Consider the following 19,679-nt stretch of genomic DNA (forward strand, 5'->3'; position numbering starts at 1 on the left):
TAAGGTCAGCTATTTTGTTAGTATGCAGCCTTGTCCGAAAATCAGCTCTCGATTCTGTCCAGTGGTTTATCTATATCAAGTTACTTGACTGATAAAGCTCTTGAAACCCTTGAGGTTTATAGGTTGGTTTGGCGCAGTCGGTCAATCAATCCATCAAGAGGTTAATAGAGAGGATTATTTGCTCTCGCTGCTAGCGTCTGATCGAGAGCAATTTCTTGCTTGCCATCATTCACGTCAGCAGCAGCAAACATTACATAGCAGTTCTAAATCAGTTGTGAGATTGAGAGGCTCTGTGAGAAAAGACTTCTGCGTAAAGCCTTGCTCACAATTCAAATTAGATCGCTATATAGAGCCTGTTCTTATGCTGTTATCATCATTTTTCTGCGTCAAATTTATTGATCACGATTAGCGTTACAGCGAAAGCACTGTCCGCACTTTTAGATTGAGCTTTTGCCTTACTAACAAGTGACATTAATTGCTAAATGTGGACGACTATAGACTCTTGTGAAAAACCAAAATTAAAACAACCAAAACCCATTCCTTTAGGCCTTGATTGAAAGGCATTGCATTAACGTCATCTTTCCACCTTCCTGATGTGGAAGAGGGCAAAAACAGCCGCTAGTACACTCCAGTAAGATTGCGATCGAAAGACGTTCTTTCTATGTCTTCAGAGAGTGTAATTATGTATGGCGCAGGACTATTGTTTAGCCAGTACAAAGCAAGCAAGATATGAGCAATCTCATTTCTCTTAAACGACGTGCCCAATTAGCCAGTGAGCGATCGTCCGAATTATGCCGATCTATTCATGCGTCTAACTCGGTTTCACCCGAACTCTTAGCAAAAGCGCTCATAGAGCTTGGCGTTGTATCTGAAGCGATGGGGGCGGCGATCGCGGAACTTACTCAAAAATCAGAGCAATTAGCAAGCGCTCAGATGGAGTTAGACACTGAACGTCAACGCTACTTAAATTTATTTGAGTTTGTTACCGATGGGTGCCTAGTGACAGACGCACAAGCGGTCATTTTAGATGTCAATCCAGCGGGCGCTACTACCCTTGCACAGTCTCAAAGTTTGATTGGCAAACCTCTAACAAGCTTGATTTATTCAGAAGATTTACCACTGTTCCAGGTCAGACTGTCTCAAGTTTTGCTAAAGTCTCAAGTCGGCAACGGCATCAACTTCTCGGTTCGACTCTATCGACAGACAGGTAGTCTTTTTCATGCAACCCTGACGGCAAATGTACGGCGTCATCACAACGGCGAAATCTTGTACATACAGTGGTTATTGCGGGACAATACTGAACGCAAGCGCGCCGAGGCCGCTCTGGATGATCCTCACTACAATCCTGGTCTCGATCGTCCGTTGGTGCATTACAGTAAGGGCGAAAATGTTCCTCTAGAACCTCATATTGTCTGGCTCATAACCGATGGAGTGGTTAAAGTGACGACGCTCTCTGAGCGGGGCGAAGAGATGCTTGTTGGGCTGTTGGGAAAACCAATGGTGTTTGGGTCTAGTCTGACGGCGTTGCAAACTTATCAGGCGATCGCATTGTCAGACGTAAAACTAGCTGCCATTCCACTTTCAGAGGTTGCTCAATCGCCTCAACTTGCTCAGGCTTTGTTGCGATCGTTAAAGCAACGGCTCCAGCAGACAGAAAGCCTACTTGCTATCAACGGACATATTCATGTGGAAGAAAGACTAACGAGTCTTCTGACGCTGCTTAAACGAACGCTGGGGCAACCTATAGAACAAGGTATTCGCTTGCAGGCACGCCTTACTCACCAAGACTTTGCTCAGGCCTGCCGAACAACCCGCGTGACGGTAACTCGTGTACTGGGCAAATTGCAAGAACAAGGCAAACTGCTTCAAGATGACAAAAACCATCTGATATGGAAGGATGCCTGTTCAAAATCGAAGCGGCTCAACTAAAGTAGGCTGCCGCTAAATCTCAATACGTAACGGAAACGGTAGGAGTTTAATACATGGCAGAAGGGAATGCTGACTTGGGAGAAAAAGCACTCAGCAAAGTTGTTGAAGTCGGCTTGTCAAGTCAACTGGATCATGCTGAAGCAATGGATGTGGATATTCGAACCGATCCAGGAAAATTAATGCAAGGAAATGTTGATTCGGTTGCGATCGTGGGCAAAGGTCTGGTGATGAAACGAGATCTACGGCTTGAGACTCTAGAAATCAATACTGATCAAGTATCCATCAATCCTCTGCACGCTGTGTTGGGCAATGTCGAGCTGACCCATCCAACCAATGCTGAAGCACGCTTTGTTTTGCTAGAAAGTGATATGAATAGGGCCTTCAGCTCTGATTATATCCGGGCAAAATTACGTGGCTTAAAAATGCAACTGGAAGGTAAACCGGTCACGATGAGTGTGGAGAAAGCAGAAATTGAACTACCAGGAGACAATCAAATTATTGTGAATGCCGATTTTCTGCTACTTGAGCCAGGCGAAAACAAAAAACTCGTTGCTACCGCTGTTCCAAGGGTTGAAGAGGATGGACAATGCATTGTCTTAGAAATATTATCGGCTGAAGGGCAGGATGTAACGCAGGAACTTATCACCGCCATTTTTGAGCAGGTTACGCATCTGTTAGATCTACGGAACTTTGATCTATCAGGCACTTCAATGAAACTTCAGACGTTGGAAGCTCAGAAGGATAAATTAGTCATTCATGCACTGACAGAAATTGTACAAATCCCTTCTGTGTGACCTATACGTAGGGGCGAATATATGCCCCAGCAGGCTTGAGAGCCCGTTAGGCACTGCCTAAACGGACTCTCAAGCCTGTCTTAACTTAAATGCGTTGATGAACGCGTTAGCTAGGATCTACTGCGTCTTGAACAGAATCTACCGCACGTCCAAAAGCGCCACGAGTATTTTTGCCAATGTTTTTAGCCGCTTGCTTAGGGCTATTCGTTTGATCATACGCCTGATCATTTATGGGGCTACGGCGACCGCTAGTAATGTCCGTTCGGAAGTCTTCCCGAAACTCCTGAGCCGCATCTTGCAGGTTATGGTAAGACCGATTCACATTGCTGCTATCACCCTTGAAGTTAGAAATTTCGTTTGTTTCGTGGGTGTCGCCTGCTAAAGCGCTAGGCACTACGTGGCTGAAGGCTGTGCTCATTAACAGCGCCACAGCAAGTAGCAAAACAGTAAAAAACTTGCGTAATTGAGCAATACGATTCATGATTTTGTCCTGTAACATGATGTTGTCCTGTAAAGAAGTAGAAATGGAGTTTGTTTCAAACGTCACGGTGATGAAGCAACCATGCACCTATGGCTTGATATCATTCAAGAAATCTTTGGTGCTTTGAGGCACGGGTTCATCCAGATTGAGCTTGTCTCGAACGTTATCAGCCGCACGTTCCAGAGCATTCTTAGTGTTTGCAGTTGCGTTCCTGGCAGCTTGCTTTGTATAGGCCGAGTCGTCTCGCAACTCTTTTTTGTAGTTCTGAGCTTTCTGCTCAACCCTTGCATGAGCTTCATCCGGACTGTTGGCTTGATCAATTTCGTAGGCAGCCGCTTCAGGTGTCAACGGTGCCGCGATCGCCGCAGGCTGAAAAGCAAACAAACCGATAGAGCCTAGGAGCAGTACGACAGCAACTAAAACAGCGCTAAGATGCTTGCGTAATTGAGTTACACGAATCACAAAAATGCTCCTTCCTGAAAAATTTAAGATTTGAAACGGGTTACTTAGCAGTTAGAAGAAAGACCCTTTTAACCGTTCATCTGGTTTCTGCCAGATGGTTGACCTTCGGTAGTGGCAATCTCGCCTGCTTCCATCAACTGCTTAAAGAGGTTGAGTTCATCACCGATCTGCTGCTCTGGTTCTTCGCCAAAGAGTTTGGCAAGTGCAGCGCCCAAAACACCGCCGGGAGGGTTATATTCTGTGACAACTTTTACCTTTGTACCCCGATCAGCAGGAGCAGGTTTAAAACGGACAAAGCCAGAGTGATCAACATCTGCACCTTCGATCGAAGCCCAGGCAATTAACTCATTTGGTCGATCATCGATAATATCGGCATCCCATTCGATACTTTGTCCCATCGGTGCTTTTGCAACCCAGTGCGATCGCCGCTGATCCACTACCTGAATCGATTGAATATGCTTCATAAAAGCGGGCAGTTTCTCAAAGTCGTGCCAATAGCTGTAAAGCTCTTCAGCAGGCTTGTTGATCGTGACAGTTTTTTCAGCCCGAATAACTTTGTTCAAACCAACGGCTTCACCGACGGCATCTGGAATGCTTTTTTCACCCTGAAGACCATGATAAGCAAGGCTTCCTCCGGCTATTGCGGTAAGCACGCCACGCAGCGATCGCTGCTGCAACCCAAACAAAACTAGAGCACTGCCACCAATGACAGATGCCCAACGCTCGGCATCACTTGGCGTAGAAGTTGATGGTTGGGAGTTTTGTACTGTTGTAACTTCTTCCATGCTTTAGAATCCTCCTGCAATCAGTATTCCATTTGTTGAAGGATTTGATTTGAGGCAATGAGAACAGTCATCGTGTTCTGATTTGTCACGGCCTCAAGAACCTTCACGCTACATATCACCATTGAACGCTTGTGCAGCTAACATCGCTAAAACTGCTGCTCCTACAGCCGTGCCAGCAACGCCCCAGCCAATCGCAGGGTGGCGATCGAGCCAATCTGTAACGCTGGGTACTTCAAGATTGCCAAAATCACCCTCGACGCGATCGTGTTCTGGTACTGGCTCATAAAGATTATGAGGTGCATCTTCTGACTTCAATTCGTTGGTCTTCTGACCTTGAAAGCCTGCTAGCACCAAAAAGGAATCAACCAGTGCAGGTGAAAGTCGTTGCAAAATATCCAGGATCTTGCCCACATCGCCCACAATGAAATCGCGTGTAGGATGCTCGGCGGTATAAAGTACGGCATCAGCAACTAGGCTTGGTGCGTAATAGGGTGGCAGTCCGGTTGGCTTGACACCCAATTTAGTCAACGCATTGTTATAAAATGGGGTATTGATGACTGCTGGTTTAATGCTGGTGACGCTGACTTCGCTGCCTTCATGCTGTAGCTCAACCCGTAGCGATTCAAGGAACCCTTCTACGCCATGTTTTGCTGATGAGTAGGAGCTTTGCAGAGGCAGTGCCCGCCGTCCTTCCATTGAAGAAATATGGATTAATGCACCTCGTCCTTCACGCTTGAGATGGGGCAACGCGACCATTGCACCATAGACCTGTCCCAGCAACGTCACTTCAATGACTCGTTTGAATTCTTCTGGAGTCACTTGCTCAAAGGGCGCGAGAACAGCCGTTGCAGAGGAATGAACCCAGGTGTCCAGCCCCCCATAGACGGCAATAGTTTTATCCGCGATCGCCTGTACCTGCTCGAAATCAGAGACATCAGCTACGACTGCGGTTGCATCTCCACCGAGCTGATGGATTTCATTTACGAGTGAGTTTAAACCTGCTTCACTTCGTGCTGACACTACAACTTTGGCACCGCGTTGTGCAAAACGAAGCGCCGCTTCACGTCCAATACCACTGGAGGCTCCAACGATCGCAACAACCTGCTGCTCTATTGGCTTTAGTTGCATTTCAGCTCCTTAATTTTTTAACCTTAACGGCTCTGGTCATAACCGTTCTTAGCGATCAGTTCCAAACAAACACGTTAAAGCGTGTTCACTCATGCGATTTCCTCTTAAAGCTACTGACAATGAATGTCCCATCCGTCCATCATGAGGCAGAACCTTATACGTCAAAAGAGAGAGCCTCTATTAAGGTTATTGGTATTGACGTTATAGTGGGCACTGACGTTCACCAAAGTCAATTAAATAGGACTTACGCATTTGCCCTCAAAGCCCCCAGAATTGGGGCTTTAATTGACTCGGTTCCCCTAGAATTGGGGTTAGGGGGCAAAAGATGGCCGCTTTTACGTAAGTCTCATTAAACTTCCTTGACAGACATAGGGTCTATCAAGATTGAAAGGCTGCATGCTGTATGAATCGAAGATTGATAGAGATGTATTTCAGCTATGGCACTGTTTGAATCAAGTGCATATTCTTCACTTCAGGTGATGGTGTACACCGATGCAATGGGGATTGGTGGCGCAGAGCTTAGCCTTGGGCATCTTATTGCCAATGTATCGAGTGACATTGCTGTAACTGTTGTCGGTGTTTCACCGCAGGTTGTAGACGCGATCGCCGCTCAGCGCCCCTGTACAGAAAGAATTGTGCTGCCTGAAACGGGTTTTCAATCATTGGTTGCGCACATTGCAACATTTCATCGATTGAAACCAGAAATTGTCCACTTCAACCTCTGCACACCGTGGGCTTGTGCGATCGGTCTTGTTGCAGCGCTCTCGTTACCCAACTCACGAGTGGTGCGGGTGGATCAATTACCTTTACGCACTACTGATGCGATCGAACTTTGGCGGACGCGAGCTTTATCATTGCGTGTGGATGCCCATGTTGCAGTGGGAGACGCATCGGCAAGGCGAATGGAAGACTTTTATGCCCTGGGTCGCCACACGGTTTTATCCGTGCCAAATGGGGTACCGGAGCCATCCATGCACGAGATAGCAACAACCAGGCAACCCGATGGAACGCTTTTAGTCGGGAGTGTGGGACGGTTGGACGCGATGAAAGCCCACGATGTTTTATTGAGGGCGATCGCGCAGGTCGAAGACGTGTGGGTTGAAATTTTGGGTGAAGGGGAGCAACGCGCCGCTTTAGAAACACTGGCTGTTGAGTTGGGCATTGGCGATCGCGTGAGCCTGCCAGGATGGATTGAGCAACCACGCGATCGCTTGCCCAACTATGACCTTTTCGTCTTACCGTCTCGGTCTGAAGGCTTTCCACTGGCGATCGTTGAAGCCATGTTAGCGGCGCGACCAGTGATTGCTACGCGGGTCGGTAGCATTGCCGAGGCGGTCATTCACGGTGAAACGGGACTATTGATCGAAAAAAGTGATGTTGATGGATTGGCGGCTGCTCTGCGTTCCTTAAAGGATGATCCTGCCCTGCGCGATCGCTTGGGTCAACGTGGACGTGATGTGGCAATGGCGGAGTTTACAGCATCACAAATGGCGAAGCGGTATGAAGAGATTTGGCAAAAGGTTTTGTCCATTCCACGATCGCCTCGCTTATCCATCCCACGCCCCCGTGATTGATGATACCAAGACGAGAAACTGCCAGCATCCATCCAATAAGGGTTGATGCTAGCAGGGGTTATAGCTTGCTTGGAAACTGAGAGTAGTGACAAGTAGAAACGCTTTATGGAGCCAAGTGCAGTAGGCGAACGACACTATAGCCAGCGAGATCCCATAGCAGGTATGCGACAAAACCAATCATAGCTAGTCGTCCGTTCCACAATTCGGCTTGAGGTGTAAAGCCAAACAAGAAAGCGTTTCGATCTTTGCCGTTATATGCAGGCGCGGTTGTCGTGGCATCTAAAATTGCTTTTTCAGAGGGTGATTGCATGAATGTATGTCCTTCAGTTCATGCCATTACTGTAACGATTGATAAAGTATGGCTACTCTGTCGAAAGGGACAGATCATTCCATTGTCAGCCACGCCCTTCGTAAGAACGATCGAGATGCTGCATAGTAAAGTGCATCACAGTGTTTCACTATTTCACCGCATTGAATGTGAGCAACGTTGATTGGTAGATCTCTAAATGTGTAGTTGCAATCGCGTCCCATCCCATTGTTTGAACCAAGGAAAGACCTGCCTGACACAGTTGCTCTCGTTTTGCACGATCGTTCAAAAGCTTGGTAAGCGCGATCGCTAAACCATTCACATCACGGGGAGAAACAAGCGACAGGCAATCATCTAGTTCGCGATCGGATGGCTTTGCTTGGGTTGCCACGACAGGTAACGCATGTGCTAGAAGCGCCAATAGTGACCCACTTTTTAGTGTGACCCCATGATTGAATGGAAGTACACCCAAATTGGCACCTGATAAATAATGAGATGCTGTTTCTGCATCCGCATATCCTGTGAAATGCACCGTTGCATCTAGCTCTAAAGTTTCAACTAGCGTATGTAATGTCTGCCAATAATGAGTTGCTTGTTCACCGACCAGCGCTAAGCTTTCCACACCTCCAATCAGCAGTAATCGGGCGTGTGGATGCTCCACCAAAACTTGTTTGAAAGCCGCTAGCAGCGTCTCTAATCCCTTGACGGGATGTAAAAAACCGAAGAAGGCAATCACGGCCGTATCGTCTGCCCAGCCACAGAGCTGACGCAAGCCTTGGTGGGCAGTGATTTTGTCAATCGGCGCAACATCAATATTAGGCGCGATCGCCAGACGATGGATGCGATCGTGAAAGGTTGGCAACCGCTCATGTAAAGCTTTTTCGGCATCGCCATTGGTCGTGATGATGGCATCGCTAAGGGTCAGCAAAAAGCCATCTTCTCGATCCCACCAGCCGCGTTGCTGTCCCCATTGCTTCAGCCATTCTAAGAACGATGCTGGCAGCCAACGGGGTTGCCATTCCCACCAGCCGTACTCATGCACGGTGATGACGATCGGCTTACGCCAACCCGTTAGCCGCAATAGCAACGGCAGCAAAAAGATCGCCCGTTCAAAACCATAGGTGCCTGCTGCATGCTGGATGTGCAGAATATCTGTGGTCATCTGGAGCGATCGCACCAGTGGTATGAGTGCTGCCAAGCGCCAATTCTGTACAGCCCCGATAATATCTGACTGACCCGCCGTTTTTGCAGCAGGGTGTGTCGTCAGCACCGTTGATTGCACACCCACTTTGTCAAGCTGCATGCGGAGGCGATCAGTATAGTGGGCCACACCACAACGGGTCGGCTTATAAGTGCCTGCAATCAGCGTGACGTGAAACATAAGGATTACGAGACGGGTGAATCTCTAGAAAGCATACATATTTCCCTTCATTCAGCAACATCGCATAGCAGCCAGCCATACTCTTATTCGAGGGGCGTGGGGGAGTTAGGCCTCCACATGGCGGGGGCGCGGGGGGAAGTCCCCCGATCAGGACTAGCAACGAAGCTCGATCGTGCGTACACGATCGAGGTTTGTAGCAGCGCTAAGCCAGCTTCAACCACCTGCTCCGGTGCAATATCCAAGCATTCCAGATTGAAAGGGCAGGTAAACGCATAGCAGGGGCTACAGTCCGTTGGTTGCCGCAGTAGCCGTGCAGCCGTATGACGCGGTTGCCACTGGCATTCGTATTCTGTACCCGCAAACAGAATTACGCTAGGAGTCCGCATCGCATCAGCAAGATGCATTGTAGATGTATTATTGCTCACCATCAATCTTGCCTTGTCAATCAGCGCGGCTAGCTCCGCAAGATTAGTCTGCCCAATGAGGTCGATCACACCTGAACCCAAGTATTCCATTAAAGAAGCACTCTGAGCACGATCGCCAGCAACCCCTGTGACCACAATGCGATAGCCCGTCTGCTGCGCCAGTTTTTGGGCGGCGATCGCAAAACGCTCCGTCGAGTAATTGCGTGACTGGCAGCTTGTCCAGGGATTGAGCACGATATACGGCTCATGAGGTTTTAATCCCTGTTCCAGTAGCTTTGCGGCGGCACTGTGTTGAGCAGCGGTAGGTATGTGAATTCCCAAGCTGCGATCGCGTACAGGAAAACCAACCGCTTCGACGAGGCGCAAATTTCGCTCGACCTGATGCATCGTGTCGAGTCCTGATCTGACCTCGGTTGTGAATACAGAGCCACCCCATTCTTTGGACTGCCCCAATCGCAAGGGAATGCCTGCCAGATAACACAGATAGCCTGCTGGATGGGGCGTTTGGCTAAAGCTGGTGAAAATAATGGCTGCATCAAACTGGCGATCGCGCAGGGTTTGGATCAAGGATGCTTCTCGATTGGGATCAAAAGCCAGCTTACCCAAGTCTTGCCACAGTGCACGGCAGGGTAAAACCTCATCCACCCAGGGCAAGAGTGCAGCGGCCTGTGACCCACCGGGACTTGCCATGAGCGTTAAACGAGCGGTTGGCAGAGCATCTTTAATGGCACGCAGGGCAGGACTAGTCATTAAGACATCGCCAATGTTGTCCAGGCGCATGACTAGAATGTTGCGGGCGAGTGACCAAGGGGGAGAGAGGGTGTGGGGTGTATGGTGTGGGGCGCGCGGGGAGAGGGGAGGGGGGAGGGAAGTTTTGAGTTTTGAGTTTTGAGTAGCGCTTTGCGCCGCTACGCTAGAGAGTTTTGAGTTTTGAGTTTTGAGTTCGGAGTCCGGAGTTCGGAGTTCGGAGTCTGATTGTTTAAGCTCCAGGCTTGGCGGGTTTGGTTTCAAGCTCGATCGTTCAAACTTGGAGGTTACATAGTGGAGTTCTGAGCTTGACAGTTCGAGGTTTAAGCTTGGTATTCCGAGTTCTAAGCTTGACAGTTCGAGTGCAGAGGTCGAGTGATGGAGTTCTAAGCTGGAGGGTTCGAGTTCAGAGCTTGATGGTTTGAGTTTTAAGCTGGGCGTTTCGAGTGCAGAAATAGGATGAGTGAGTTCTGAGGTCAGATGAGTGAGTTCTGAGGTCAGATGAGTGAGTTCTGAGCTAGGTACACTGAGTTCTGAGGTCAGATGAGTGAGCTCTGAGGTGGGATGGGCTACTTCTGAGCTAGGTGCGCTGAGTTCGGAGATGGGTGCGCTGAGTTCTGAGGTCAGATGAGTGAGTTCTGAGGTCAGATGAGTGAGTTCTGAGCTAGGATAAGCGACTTCTGAGCTAGGTGGTTTGAGTTTGGAGGTGAGGTGAGCGACTTCTGAGCTAATTCGTCTAGGTTCGGGGATGGATTGACTCCACTCTGAGCTAAGTGATTCATGTTCAGAGGACGATCGATGACTAGAGGCTGAAGCTTGTAGAACGGGAGCGGCAGCAGCCAGAACTTGAGCGGGTGAGATATTTTCCAGACAGGTTTGCCAGCGATCGAAGGGACATGCGCCGCTATACCAACAGTGCTGTGTGGTGAAGTTGCTGATATTGCGCTCAGGGCAATCGGGATAGCCCTGGAGATTGATATGCGGGGCAGGTTGCCCGTAGCGATCGTGCCAGGAGGGGCCAAAGAGTGTGATGGTGTGTGTGTGAAGTGCGGCTGCAATCCGGGCAGGGCCGGTGTCCGAGGCAATCACTAACGCGGCGTTTGCCATAAGTCCCGCCAGTTCTCGCAAGGTACCCTGTGCCCAAACCGTTGCAGTACCGCCGATTTCTTCAGCAATCTGTGTGGACTGTTTTACATCAGCACCAACAGGCACGACGATCGTGGCGTTGTAATGTTGCTGCAACGCTTTGCCAACCTGCACAAAGTTTGCTGTTGACCAACGTTTAATCGCCATGCCCGCATCGGGATACAGAATCACCAACGGCTGAGCCATACCGTCAAGCTGTTGTCGAGCGGCTTCACGTTCAGCAGGCAGGAGATGAAGCTGTGCGGGTGCAATGTGATCAGGCGTAATCAATCCTTCGGCTTGCAGAATGTGCAAGAAGCGATCGCTGACTTTCTCATGCGGCGGTGGCGATCGCCAGAGGTTGGTGATGACTCGCGGCGTATGGCTCTGCTCAATCAAAGCATCAATGCCGTCATAGGTTGTATCCGACACGATCAAGTCGAAGGGAACGCGTTCGAGCAGGGCTTCAATGACATTACGGGCGGCGTGAGGCACCTGTTTTTGTTCAGGAGGCATACTTATCACGGTATGGATGAGGGGATCATGCTGAAGGAGTTCTCCCCCCGGTGCAAAGGTTAAAACCGTGAGTTTTGCCTGGGGATACGCACGTCCCAGTGCCTGGATTGCGGATAGAGCAATCAGCACATCCCCAAGGCCGCCTAGCAACTCAATGAATAAAATCGTTTGCACGCCTTTTTCACCTCCTGGAAACCGACTGCACGCTTGACCAGTCGATCGCATGATCGGCCGCCACTGCGCGATCGCGAATGGTTGTTGGCACTTCCTGGTGATACGCACCGGATGGAATGATACCGCAGCCACCATAGCGTGCCATTAATAGAAGCTGAACCCGTACATCTTCGCCCCCGTGTGCTGGTGGCAGGTCGCGCCAAAAGTTAAACCCGCCAATGCTGCGAAGTTTTTCCAGGTCGTACAGCACGCAGCCTGCCACCCAGGCAACTTTGTATGTTTGCGGATCAGCCGCCGCTAACCCTAAGCGCTGCTGCACATGGTAGAGGTTTGCAGCGTTATGCAGTCGCCATCGTTCCCATTGAGGCGTGTCTGGTTTCACCACTTCTGGCTGTACTGCTCCCTGCCAGAACTCGATCGCCTGCTCGTGAGAGCGCACATCGCAACGAAAGCTCAGTCCATGAGGCGCACTGCCCACAAACCCACAGCCTTCAGTTTGAATGGTTCTGACTAAATGCTGGGTGAGATTTGCTTCTAGAATTAAATCATCATCCAGATAAAGCACATAGGTCGCTGATGCCTGATCCAGAAGGAACTGACGCTGCTCTGCAATCCCCAAACGCGGTAAGTGTTTGTGCAGCACAACCTCATGTCCATGCGCTGCCAGCACTCGCAGCACTGCCTGCACTTCACCCGTTTCTAACGGATTGGTATCCTCTGTTTGGTCAGAAATAATAATGCGAAAGTTCTGAAACGTCTGAGCAATTAAGCTGGTGAGCGTCACTGCCAGAGCAGTAGGACGGTTACACGTTGGAATCAACACATCAACAGCGGTCATCCCCATACCTCTCTTGCTGATGGCCTTGCTGATGGAATGACTGCTGACGGGTACTCCTGACCAGAAGCGATCGTCAACGCTGGTTGTGTGAAGACATCTGCCACTGGCTCTAAAGCGATCGCGGATGTATTGCTGTGATCCAACAGTTCACAGGCCGCTTTGAAGACTGCATCGGGTGTCACCAACTCTAAACAGTGATGATGGCCTTCAGGGCAGAGGCTCTTGTAGCAGAACTTGCACGGCACATCATGAAATAGCACGCGACTCGGCACGCCCCAGGGTGTGTGCTGTGGGTTGGTCAACGCATACAGGTCAACCACAGGCGTACCAACAGCCGCCGCAAGATGCGCTGGCCCTGTATTATTAGCAATGAGAAGGGGCGCGATCGCCAGCAGCGCAGCCATTTCCGCCAGATCCAGTTTACCCACTAGAGAGAAAGATGCGGCTCCCATCGCTGCTTGAATGCTTTCGACCAGCGATCGCTCTGGTGCCGTCCCTGTAAACACCACCTGGCAATTGGCATCCATCAACAAACGACGCGCCACAGCCGCAAACCCATCTGCCGGATACCGCCGTGATAGTGCTGTAGCACCAGGATGAATGACCACCCACGGTTGCTCAATCTCAAGGCCAAGCGTGTGTAGCTGATGAAACACGCGTTGATAGGTGCTGTCGGGTACTTGCAAGGAAAGACGTTCATCTTCAAGACGACATCCAACTGTTGCGACCAAATCTAACTGGCGGCGTACTTCATGACGAATACCGCTGCTGGGTTCGGGATCAAGCACCCAACTAGTGAGAAGTTGATAGGGATTTTCGTGACAGTGAGCCAGCCGCAGTGGAATGTCTGCCAAATAGCACATCAGGGCGGACGGCAAAGGGTTTTGACTGAACACCGTAAAAATCACGGCTGCATCAAAATTGCCTTCACGCAACGTTTCAATCATTGCCAATTCAGGGCCACTGTCTAATCTGGGTGTCGTTGCCTTCATCCAGGGTGGATCGTAGGTCATCACCCGATCGATCTCTGGCACTAACGCCGCTACTTCGGCTCCTGAACGGGATGTCAGTAGAGTAATGTGACGATCGCCTGACTGCTTCAATGCTTTGATTGCCGGAGTCGTCATCAACACATCACCGATCGCATCCAGGCGGATACACAGAATCCTTTTGGCTTGCTGCCATTGATTCAGTTGATCAGTATCAAGTGCATTTGTGACATGAGACATCATGCAACCTCCTGTGTTGATGGATTGCCTTCAGCATCGTTGTTCCACACAGATGTAGGTATCCTGTGCATCATCGGTGTGTTCAGTATTGTCTGTAGTTCCTCAGCAGAACACGTTTCGGTGCCTTCCTTCGCAATCACCACAGCCGCAGCCGTGACTGCCAGTTCAGCCGCGATCGTCACCGGAGCATGGCTTGCCAATGCCAGTGTCAACGCACTAATGAAGGTATCACCCGCACCTGTCGCTTGCCTGCACGTTGTGGGTTTCGCCTGAATCCGCTGTGGTGCTTGCTGTCGCTGCAAAATCACGGCACCCTCGGTATCCAGCGTCACAATCACCATGTCGGCTCCGGTCAAGTTTAGGAGTTGTTCACGATGCCGCGCCATAAACTCAAGCCGAGTTTCCACAGCCGTTGTCAATGTTGTTGCTGGATCAGCTAACAGGCGACAGGCTTCCTCATAGTTGGGTTTGACCACCGTAGCACCCAGTGATCGATAGCTTGCCAACCGCTTAGAATCGACCACCAGTAATTTTGGTGCGGTGGCTTGCAGTGCGGCGATCGCGTCCAGCACACGCGGAGTCAGCAGGCCATAGCTGTAATCCGAAATCACGATCGCATCACAAGATGGAACCAGTTTGTGCAGTCGGTCAATGAGTTGCTGTTCCATCTCAAGCGCGATCGCCTCAATGCTGCCCTGATCCAACCGCACAACCATTTGGGACGCTGCCATGATGCGTTGTTTCACCAACGTTTGCCGATCGGTCTGCACGAGAAGATCATCTATTTTCACCCCACAGTGTGCTAACGCTTGTCGTAAGCGATCGCCATTCTCATCTTCCCCAACAACCGAGAGAAAGGACACTTGCGCTCCTAATGCGCGAAGATTAACCGCAACATTCGCCGCTCCACCCGGAACATCCCGGCGATCGCTCAACGTCACCACCGGAACAGGTGCTTCCTGACACAGGCGATCAGCACTACCCATCAAGTAGCTATCCAGCATCGCTTCACCCAGCACCACCACACGGCGATCGGTAAAAGAATGAACTAAGGCAGGCAGAGTCATTTCCATGAAAGCTTTTTTAGTTGTTAGTTGTAGGACTTACGCAAATTCTCGCAAAACTAGCCCCCAACCCCCAAACTGGAGGCACAAGGACTCAAAGTACCCCAGGATTGGGGGATTCAGGGAGCGACTGCGTAAGTCCTAAGTCGTTAGTTTTTAACTCCGAGCATGATATTCGTGGTCATTAAAAACCTACCAATTTTGCCTCCCGACTCCTGTAGCTTGCTTCTGCTTTGCGGTATTCCGACTTCTGACTTCTGACTCCTACCTTCTCAATCACTGCTGCCGCTTCAGCCAAATCCGCCGTCATGTAATGAGGTACGCGATCGACTGATAGTAGCCACTCCGTCTCATTCCCATTATTCAGCAGCACCGTCTGACAACCAGCATTACGACCCGCTTCCACATCGTTGAGAATATCGCCAATAAACCAGGAAGCAGTTAGATCAATCCCATGATCACGAGCCGCTTGCATGAGCAAGCCAGGGGCAGGTTTACGGCATTCGCAGGCGATCGCATAGTCCATCACAGTACCATCTGGATGATGAGGGCAGTAATAAAAGCCATCCAACGACACATCAAACGGTGCCAACAACGCCTGCAAACGCTGTTCTACTTCTGCTAACGCCGATTCAGAAAAGTAACCGCGTGCCACACCAGATTGGTTAGAGATGACAATCAGTTGATATCCCATCTGATGCAACTGTTGTAGTCCTATCCCTGCACCTGCCACTAAACGCATCTGTGCCGGATCAACGTTGTATGGAACATCTTCAATCAACGTCCCATCCTTATCCAAAAACACCGCTTGATTCATCATCGTCTTGCATTCATCCCCATCTGCATTCCACCCATTTCATCCTTCATCCCTCACTTCAGCTATCAGCCATCAGCGTAGAGTTTCCTCCTGACTCTTGACTTCTGACTTCTAAAAACTCACAACTCACAACTAAAAACTCACAACTCTCCCCATGCCTCACCCCTTACGCCTCACCCCTCTAAGGCCAGGATGATTCTTGCATCGGCAATACCATCACTTCAGGAATGACCGTTCCATCGGGTTGAGACAGCACATAGCGAATGGTATCGGCAACATTTTTAGGATCTTGAAGTTTGTCTAGGGGCGTATCGGGAAAGCGATCGAGAATAAAAGGTGTTTGCATCCCACCCGCAATGACAGCCGTGACTTTAATGCCATGCGGTCTGGCTTCCACATGCAGAGCATGGCTAAAGCCTAAAAGCCCCCATTTGCTTGCATGATACGCAGAGGCATTTGCCCAGGTACGCTTTGATGCAGTGGAAGCAATGTTGACAATATGTCCCCGGCCTTGTTGCTGCATGGTGGGTAACACCTGCTTTGAGAGGACAAAGGGCGCACGCAAATTGACGGCTAGAACGCGATCCCACTCTGCGATCGTCAATTCATCGACGGGCAAGGTCACATCAGTTCCCGCGTTGTTAATCAAAATATCCAGATGCCCAAATTCCTGAATAATTTGCTCAACAGCGGCGTCTACCTGCTGTTCATCGCAGACATTTAACCGTAAGGCTTTGGCTTTGCCACCATCGGCCTGAATTTCTGATGCAACGGTTTCGGCCAGTTCTTCACGCAGATCCGCCACGATCGCGATCGCGCCTTCAGCACCCAGCATGCGACAAATGGCTTCACCCAACCCACGCGCACCACCCGTCACTAAAGCAACTTTTCCGGTTAATTCGTTCATCATGTCGGTTCCTTCACTAGTCATGCTTGTCAATAGCCAATTGAGGCTGAGAATTGATCCGGCGCGATCGCCTTACCAAGCTGCCTTTCCACTGCCTCAAAAATATGAGGTGAAGGCTGATGGTTTACAACCGTTGATGGTTCTGTGATAAACCATTCTTCCACCAACTCACAGAGAAGGTGAATCATCACAATATGTACCTCTTGAATGTGTTGCGGTTCTGACGATGGCACCAACAGGCAGTGATCTACCAGCGATCGCACGTCACCACCATCTCCACCCAAAAGGGCAATTGTATGCATTCCCTGTACTTTCGCAGCCGCAACCGCCTGCACGATATTCTGCGATCGTCCGCTGGTGCTAATGCCAATCAGCACATCACCCGCTTTACCAAAGGCTTCCACCTGACGCGCAAAGACGTTTTCATAACCCACATCGTTTGACCAGGCCGTTAACACAGCGCTATCTGCCGTCAACGCCATTGCTGGAAAGCCCGGTCGCTTCTGGCACTTAAAGCGACCCACAAACTCTGCTGCACAATGTTGAGCGTCTGCCGCACTGCCCCCGTTTCCGCAAAGCAGCACTTTATCGCCCCGCTGAAAGCACTCACTTAACAGGGCGGCCGCCTCTAAAATGGAACCCTGTAGTGTTTGTCGAGAGGTTCGCAGTGCCGTTAATGCTCCATCGAAGCCGCGATCGATCAATGCTAATGCATGAGTAGCATACTGCTGCTCTGGCTGGTTTTCAACAATGACGCGCTCATAAAGACTTGCCATTGCGGTTGCAACCGTTTGCCAGGTGAACAGTTCATTGGCACGCTTAATGGCTTGCTGCCGAAAGGTCGCGAGCAATTGAGGCTGTTGATATAGATACGCCAACCGTTCTGCGATCGCGGTCGGCTCGTTGGGTGGCACCAGATATCCCGTTTCGCCATCCCGCACGGTGAATTTAATGCCCCCCACATTCGCACCAATCACGGGTGTGCCACACGCCATTGCTTCGATCGGCGTAATGCCAAATGGCTCGTACCAGGGCGTGGTGATAAACACATCCGCTGCGCTGTAGTAGTACTTCAGCACCTCGCGGCCCTGACGACCCACAAACGTAACGCGATCGGCCACTCCTGTTTCAACGGCGATCGTTTTCAACCGTGTTACTTCGGTCGTAATGCGCGAGTCAAAATCGTTTGCGTCGCCCCCGACAATAATTAATTGTGCAGGGGTTTGGTGTTCCTGAATTAAATACGCCAGACTTCGAATGACGGTATCAATTCCTTTGCGAGGCACCATACGACCCAATTGCAAAATGACACGCTCATCGGCAGGCAATCCTAAAGCAACACGGGCTAATGGCTTACTGAGCGGCTCAAACTCCATTGGATTGAAACCACAGGGAATGATGACGATCTTATTGGGATCAGCCTGGTAAAGACGACATAAATCATCCTCATCTTGAGGGCATTCGGCAATGATGGCATCCGCTTCAGCCGCAATCCGGTCTTCAATCGCAAAGCGCTCATCGGGAAATTCATCCGCTTTGCCTTGATGCAAACGCCGCACTCGTCCCAGAGCATGAAACGTCATCACAAAGGGAATGCCTAGCTGTTGCTTGACATCAGCCGCCACCAAGCCCGACATCCAAAAGTTGGCATGGATGAGGTCATAGGGTGTTGATTGGCGCTTGCAAAACTGAAGCACATACGCCGTGAACTCTGCTATATAGGGCAACAAGTCTTCTTTTCGAACATGCGTTGCTGGCCCCGCAGGCACATGAATTAAGCGCACGCCATCAACCCAATCAGCCACGTCTGGCAAGAGCGTATGATCGCGTCGTGTAAAGACATCCACTGCGTATCCCATTGTAGCTAGATGCTTTGCAAGCTGCCCAACATAGACATTCTGCCCACCACTGTCCACACCACCCAGCACACCAAACGGGGAAGCGTGCTCACTAATCAATGCAAGTCGCCTTTTCATACGCCACCTCGTACTAACGTCTGGACTGTTGAGGCAAGTTGCCGTTCTCCCTGCCCGGTCACTAGCGCAAAAGCAGCATTCCACTCACGCGTAAAGCGCTGGATGTTGAACCGTGCTTCCGCATAATGACGAGCACCCTGGCTCAAACGGTGCGCCTCTGCTGGATCGTCCAGCAATTGCTGCATTTTCTCTATTAGACGATCGACGTTTGTATCCACATAGCCAGAAACACCGTTTTCAACCACCGTGACCATCTCAGTCGTCGCTAAACCGACGATCGGCATGCCAATCATCATGGCTTCACAGACCGCTAACCCCAGACTCGTATACCGAATGGGATTAAAGAAGAACCGATACTGCGCTTGAAACGCATGCAATTGAGCGTGGGGAATTTCACCCAAGCCATCACCCTGGGTGCCCATGCCGACTAAATCCAGGGGCACCTGCTGTCGCACACGCTCGAAAATATCTGCACCCAACCGACGACCGCGCGATCGCAGCCCATTGACAATGACTAAACCGCGATCGAGTTCACCCGTATACGGCACCTCTGGCACCATAACTCCATGTTCAATTACACAAGTGGGTGTGCGACCGCTATCCCACATCAAGGCATTAAACGGTGTGACGTGAACCAATAGGACGTTTGGATCATCAACTGGATGGCGTGTGTTCGTGGGATGTTCCTGCGGAGGATCGTGCTCTAAATAAAGACGCGGAAGCTGACGTTGGGCTGCCGAGAGAATGTCGTACTGATCCTCCTGATAGTTTTTGCGCGATTGAAACAGCACACAGTCAAACTCCAGATCACGTACTGCTTCAGCAGGCACATTATGCACCGTGTCAGACCACGGAAAGCCTGCTAAGCGCCCACCGTAACCTTCGGGATAACCTGGCTTTACAGGCAAATAAAATTGATGATGGGATTGAGTCAAATAGTAAAGATAGCTCCCATGTACATGCCAGATTAAAATGCGTAGTGGGCGCATGAATGTCATCCAAATCAATAATTGTTGACTT

17 protein-coding genes are annotated in these 19,679 nt (G+C 50.2%); 3 read left to right on the forward strand and 14 right to left on the reverse strand.

Features of this window, described 5'->3' with window-relative positions; all coding sequences use genetic code 11:
- Positions 1-729: 729 nt before the first annotated feature.
- A complete protein-coding gene (locus tag AC5JLP_RS32045) occupies positions 730-1,929 on the forward strand; it encodes a PAS domain S-box protein (protein ID WP_496071920.1) in 1,200 nt (399 codons plus the stop codon).
- A gap of 53 nt (positions 1,930-1,982) precedes the next feature.
- Positions 1,983-2,723 (forward strand): LmeA family phospholipid-binding protein, encoded by a 741-nt coding sequence (locus tag AC5JLP_RS32050; RefSeq protein WP_496071921.1) that lies wholly within the window; start codon positions 1,983-1,985, stop codon positions 2,721-2,723.
- 106 nt (positions 2,724-2,829) lie between these two features.
- Here AC5JLP_RS32050 and AC5JLP_RS32055 read toward each other — a convergent pair whose 3' ends face one another.
- From AC5JLP_RS32055 to AC5JLP_RS32070, 4 genes are all read right to left on the reverse strand, one after another.
- Positions 2,830-3,222 (reverse strand): hypothetical protein, encoded by a 393-nt coding sequence (locus tag AC5JLP_RS32055; protein ID WP_496071922.1) that lies wholly within the window; start codon positions 3,220-3,222, stop codon positions 2,830-2,832.
- A gap of 69 nt (positions 3,223-3,291) precedes the next feature.
- A complete protein-coding gene (locus AC5JLP_RS32060; RefSeq protein WP_496071923.1) occupies positions 3,292-3,666 on the reverse strand; it encodes a hypothetical protein in 375 nt (124 codons plus the stop codon).
- Positions 3,667-3,734: 68 nt separating this feature from the next.
- Positions 3,735-4,451, reverse strand: a complete 717-nt coding sequence (locus AC5JLP_RS32065; protein WP_496071924.1) for an SRPBCC family protein — start codon at positions 4,449-4,451, stop codon at positions 3,735-3,737.
- 108 nt (positions 4,452-4,559) lie between these two features.
- On the reverse strand, positions 4,560-5,579 hold the full coding sequence (locus AC5JLP_RS32070) for an SDR family oxidoreductase (RefSeq protein WP_496071925.1): 1,020 nt from the start codon (positions 5,577-5,579) through the stop codon (positions 4,560-4,562).
- Positions 5,580-6,016: 437 nt separating this feature from the next.
- Here AC5JLP_RS32070 and AC5JLP_RS32075 point away from each other — a divergent pair, with 437 nt between their 5' ends.
- Positions 6,017-7,153: a glycosyltransferase family 4 protein gene (locus AC5JLP_RS32075; RefSeq protein WP_496071926.1), complete on the forward strand. Its 1,137-nt coding sequence runs from the start codon at positions 6,017-6,019 to the stop codon at positions 7,151-7,153.
- A 103-nt stretch (positions 7,154-7,256) separates the two neighbouring features.
- On the opposite strand, the gene AC5JLP_RS32080 is transcribed toward AC5JLP_RS32075, so the two are convergent.
- From AC5JLP_RS32080 to AC5JLP_RS32125, 10 genes are all read right to left on the reverse strand, one after another.
- On the reverse strand, positions 7,257-7,463 hold the full coding sequence (locus AC5JLP_RS32080) for a high light inducible protein (protein ID WP_496071927.1): 207 nt from the start codon (positions 7,461-7,463) through the stop codon (positions 7,257-7,259).
- A 148-nt stretch (positions 7,464-7,611) separates the two neighbouring features.
- Positions 7,612-8,841 (reverse strand): glycosyltransferase family 4 protein, encoded by a 1,230-nt coding sequence (locus AC5JLP_RS32085; RefSeq protein ID WP_496071928.1) that lies wholly within the window; start codon positions 8,839-8,841, stop codon positions 7,612-7,614.
- 83 nt (positions 8,842-8,924) lie between these two features.
- Positions 8,925-11,828 (reverse strand): glycosyltransferase family 9 protein, encoded by a 2,904-nt coding sequence (locus AC5JLP_RS32090; RefSeq protein ID WP_496071929.1) that lies wholly within the window; start codon positions 11,826-11,828, stop codon positions 8,925-8,927.
- A 7-nt stretch (positions 11,829-11,835) separates the two neighbouring features.
- Positions 11,836-12,666 (reverse strand): glycosyltransferase family 2 protein, encoded by an 831-nt coding sequence (locus AC5JLP_RS32095; RefSeq protein WP_496071930.1) that lies wholly within the window; start codon positions 12,664-12,666, stop codon positions 11,836-11,838.
- Positions 12,663-13,898 (reverse strand): lipopolysaccharide heptosyltransferase II, encoded by a 1,236-nt coding sequence (gene waaF, locus AC5JLP_RS32100; RefSeq protein ID WP_496071931.1) that lies wholly within the window; start codon positions 13,896-13,898, stop codon positions 12,663-12,665. The genes AC5JLP_RS32095 and waaF overlap by 4 nt, the downstream gene beginning before the upstream one ends.
- Positions 13,895-14,968 (reverse strand): bifunctional heptose 7-phosphate kinase/heptose 1-phosphate adenyltransferase, encoded by a 1,074-nt coding sequence (locus tag AC5JLP_RS32105; RefSeq protein ID WP_496071932.1) that lies wholly within the window; start codon positions 14,966-14,968, stop codon positions 13,895-13,897. The genes waaF and AC5JLP_RS32105 overlap by 4 nt, the downstream gene beginning before the upstream one ends.
- 175 nt (positions 14,969-15,143) lie before the next feature.
- A complete protein-coding gene (locus AC5JLP_RS32110; RefSeq protein WP_496071933.1) occupies positions 15,144-15,779 on the reverse strand; it encodes a D-glycero-alpha-D-manno-heptose-1,7-bisphosphate 7-phosphatase in 636 nt (211 codons plus the stop codon).
- A gap of 178 nt (positions 15,780-15,957) precedes the next feature.
- Entirely contained in the window at positions 15,958-16,686 is a 729-nt protein-coding gene (locus AC5JLP_RS32115; protein WP_496071934.1) for an SDR family oxidoreductase, read from the reverse strand.
- Between the two features lie 26 nt (positions 16,687-16,712).
- Entirely contained in the window at positions 16,713-18,659 is a 1,947-nt protein-coding gene (locus tag AC5JLP_RS32120) for a glycosyltransferase (RefSeq protein WP_496071935.1), read from the reverse strand.
- A complete protein-coding gene (locus AC5JLP_RS32125) occupies positions 18,656-19,648 on the reverse strand; it encodes a glycosyltransferase (RefSeq protein WP_496071936.1) in 993 nt (330 codons plus the stop codon). The genes AC5JLP_RS32120 and AC5JLP_RS32125 overlap by 4 nt, the downstream gene beginning before the upstream one ends.
- Positions 19,649-19,679: the final 31 nt, after the last annotated feature.

Source organism: Stenomitos rutilans (assembly GCF_059505485.1).

What these genes read in the sequence shown, in the direction of transcription:
- AC5JLP_RS32045 (WP_496071920.1), top strand. Translation starts at nt 730, where the DNA reads ATGAGCAATCTCATTTCTCTTAAACGACGTGCCCAATTAGCCAGTGAG.
- AC5JLP_RS32050 (WP_496071921.1), top strand. Translation starts at nt 1,983, where the DNA reads ATGGCAGAAGGGAATGCTGACTTGGGAGAAAAAGCACTCAGCAAAGTT.
- AC5JLP_RS32055 (WP_496071922.1), bottom strand. Translation starts at nt 3,222, where the DNA reads ATGTTACAGGACAAAATCATGAATCGTATTGCTCAATTACGCAAGTTT.
- AC5JLP_RS32065 (WP_496071924.1), bottom strand. Translation starts at nt 4,451, where the DNA reads ATGGAAGAAGTTACAACAGTACAAAACTCCCAACCATCAACTTCTACG.
- AC5JLP_RS32070 (WP_496071925.1), bottom strand. Translation starts at nt 5,579, where the DNA reads ATGCAACTAAAGCCAATAGAGCAGCAGGTTGTTGCGATCGTTGGAGCC.
- AC5JLP_RS32075 (WP_496071926.1), top strand. Translation starts at nt 6,017, where the DNA reads ATGGCACTGTTTGAATCAAGTGCATATTCTTCACTTCAGGTGATGGTG.
- AC5JLP_RS32080 (WP_496071927.1), bottom strand. Translation starts at nt 7,463, where the DNA reads ATGCAATCACCCTCTGAAAAAGCAATTTTAGATGCCACGACAACCGCG.
- AC5JLP_RS32085 (WP_496071928.1), bottom strand. Translation starts at nt 8,841, where the DNA reads ATGTTTCACGTCACGCTGATTGCAGGCACTTATAAGCCGACCCGTTGT.
- AC5JLP_RS32095 (WP_496071930.1), bottom strand. Translation starts at nt 12,666, where the DNA reads ATGACCGCTGTTGATGTGTTGATTCCAACGTGTAACCGTCCTACTGCT.
- waaF (WP_496071931.1), bottom strand. Translation starts at nt 13,898, where the DNA reads ATGATGTCTCATGTCACAAATGCACTTGATACTGATCAACTGAATCAA.
- AC5JLP_RS32105 (WP_496071932.1), bottom strand. Translation starts at nt 14,968, where the DNA reads ATGGAAATGACTCTGCCTGCCTTAGTTCATTCTTTTACCGATCGCCGT.
- AC5JLP_RS32110 (WP_496071933.1), bottom strand. Translation starts at nt 15,779, where the DNA reads ATGATGAATCAAGCGGTGTTTTTGGATAAGGATGGGACGTTGATTGAA.
- AC5JLP_RS32115 (WP_496071934.1), bottom strand. Translation starts at nt 16,686, where the DNA reads ATGATGAACGAATTAACCGGAAAAGTTGCTTTAGTGACGGGTGGTGCG.
- AC5JLP_RS32120 (WP_496071935.1), bottom strand. Translation starts at nt 18,659, where the DNA reads ATGAAAAGGCGACTTGCATTGATTAGTGAGCACGCTTCCCCGTTTGGT.
- AC5JLP_RS32125 (WP_496071936.1), bottom strand. Translation starts at nt 19,648, where the DNA reads ATGCGCCCACTACGCATTTTAATCTGGCATGTACATGGGAGCTATCTT.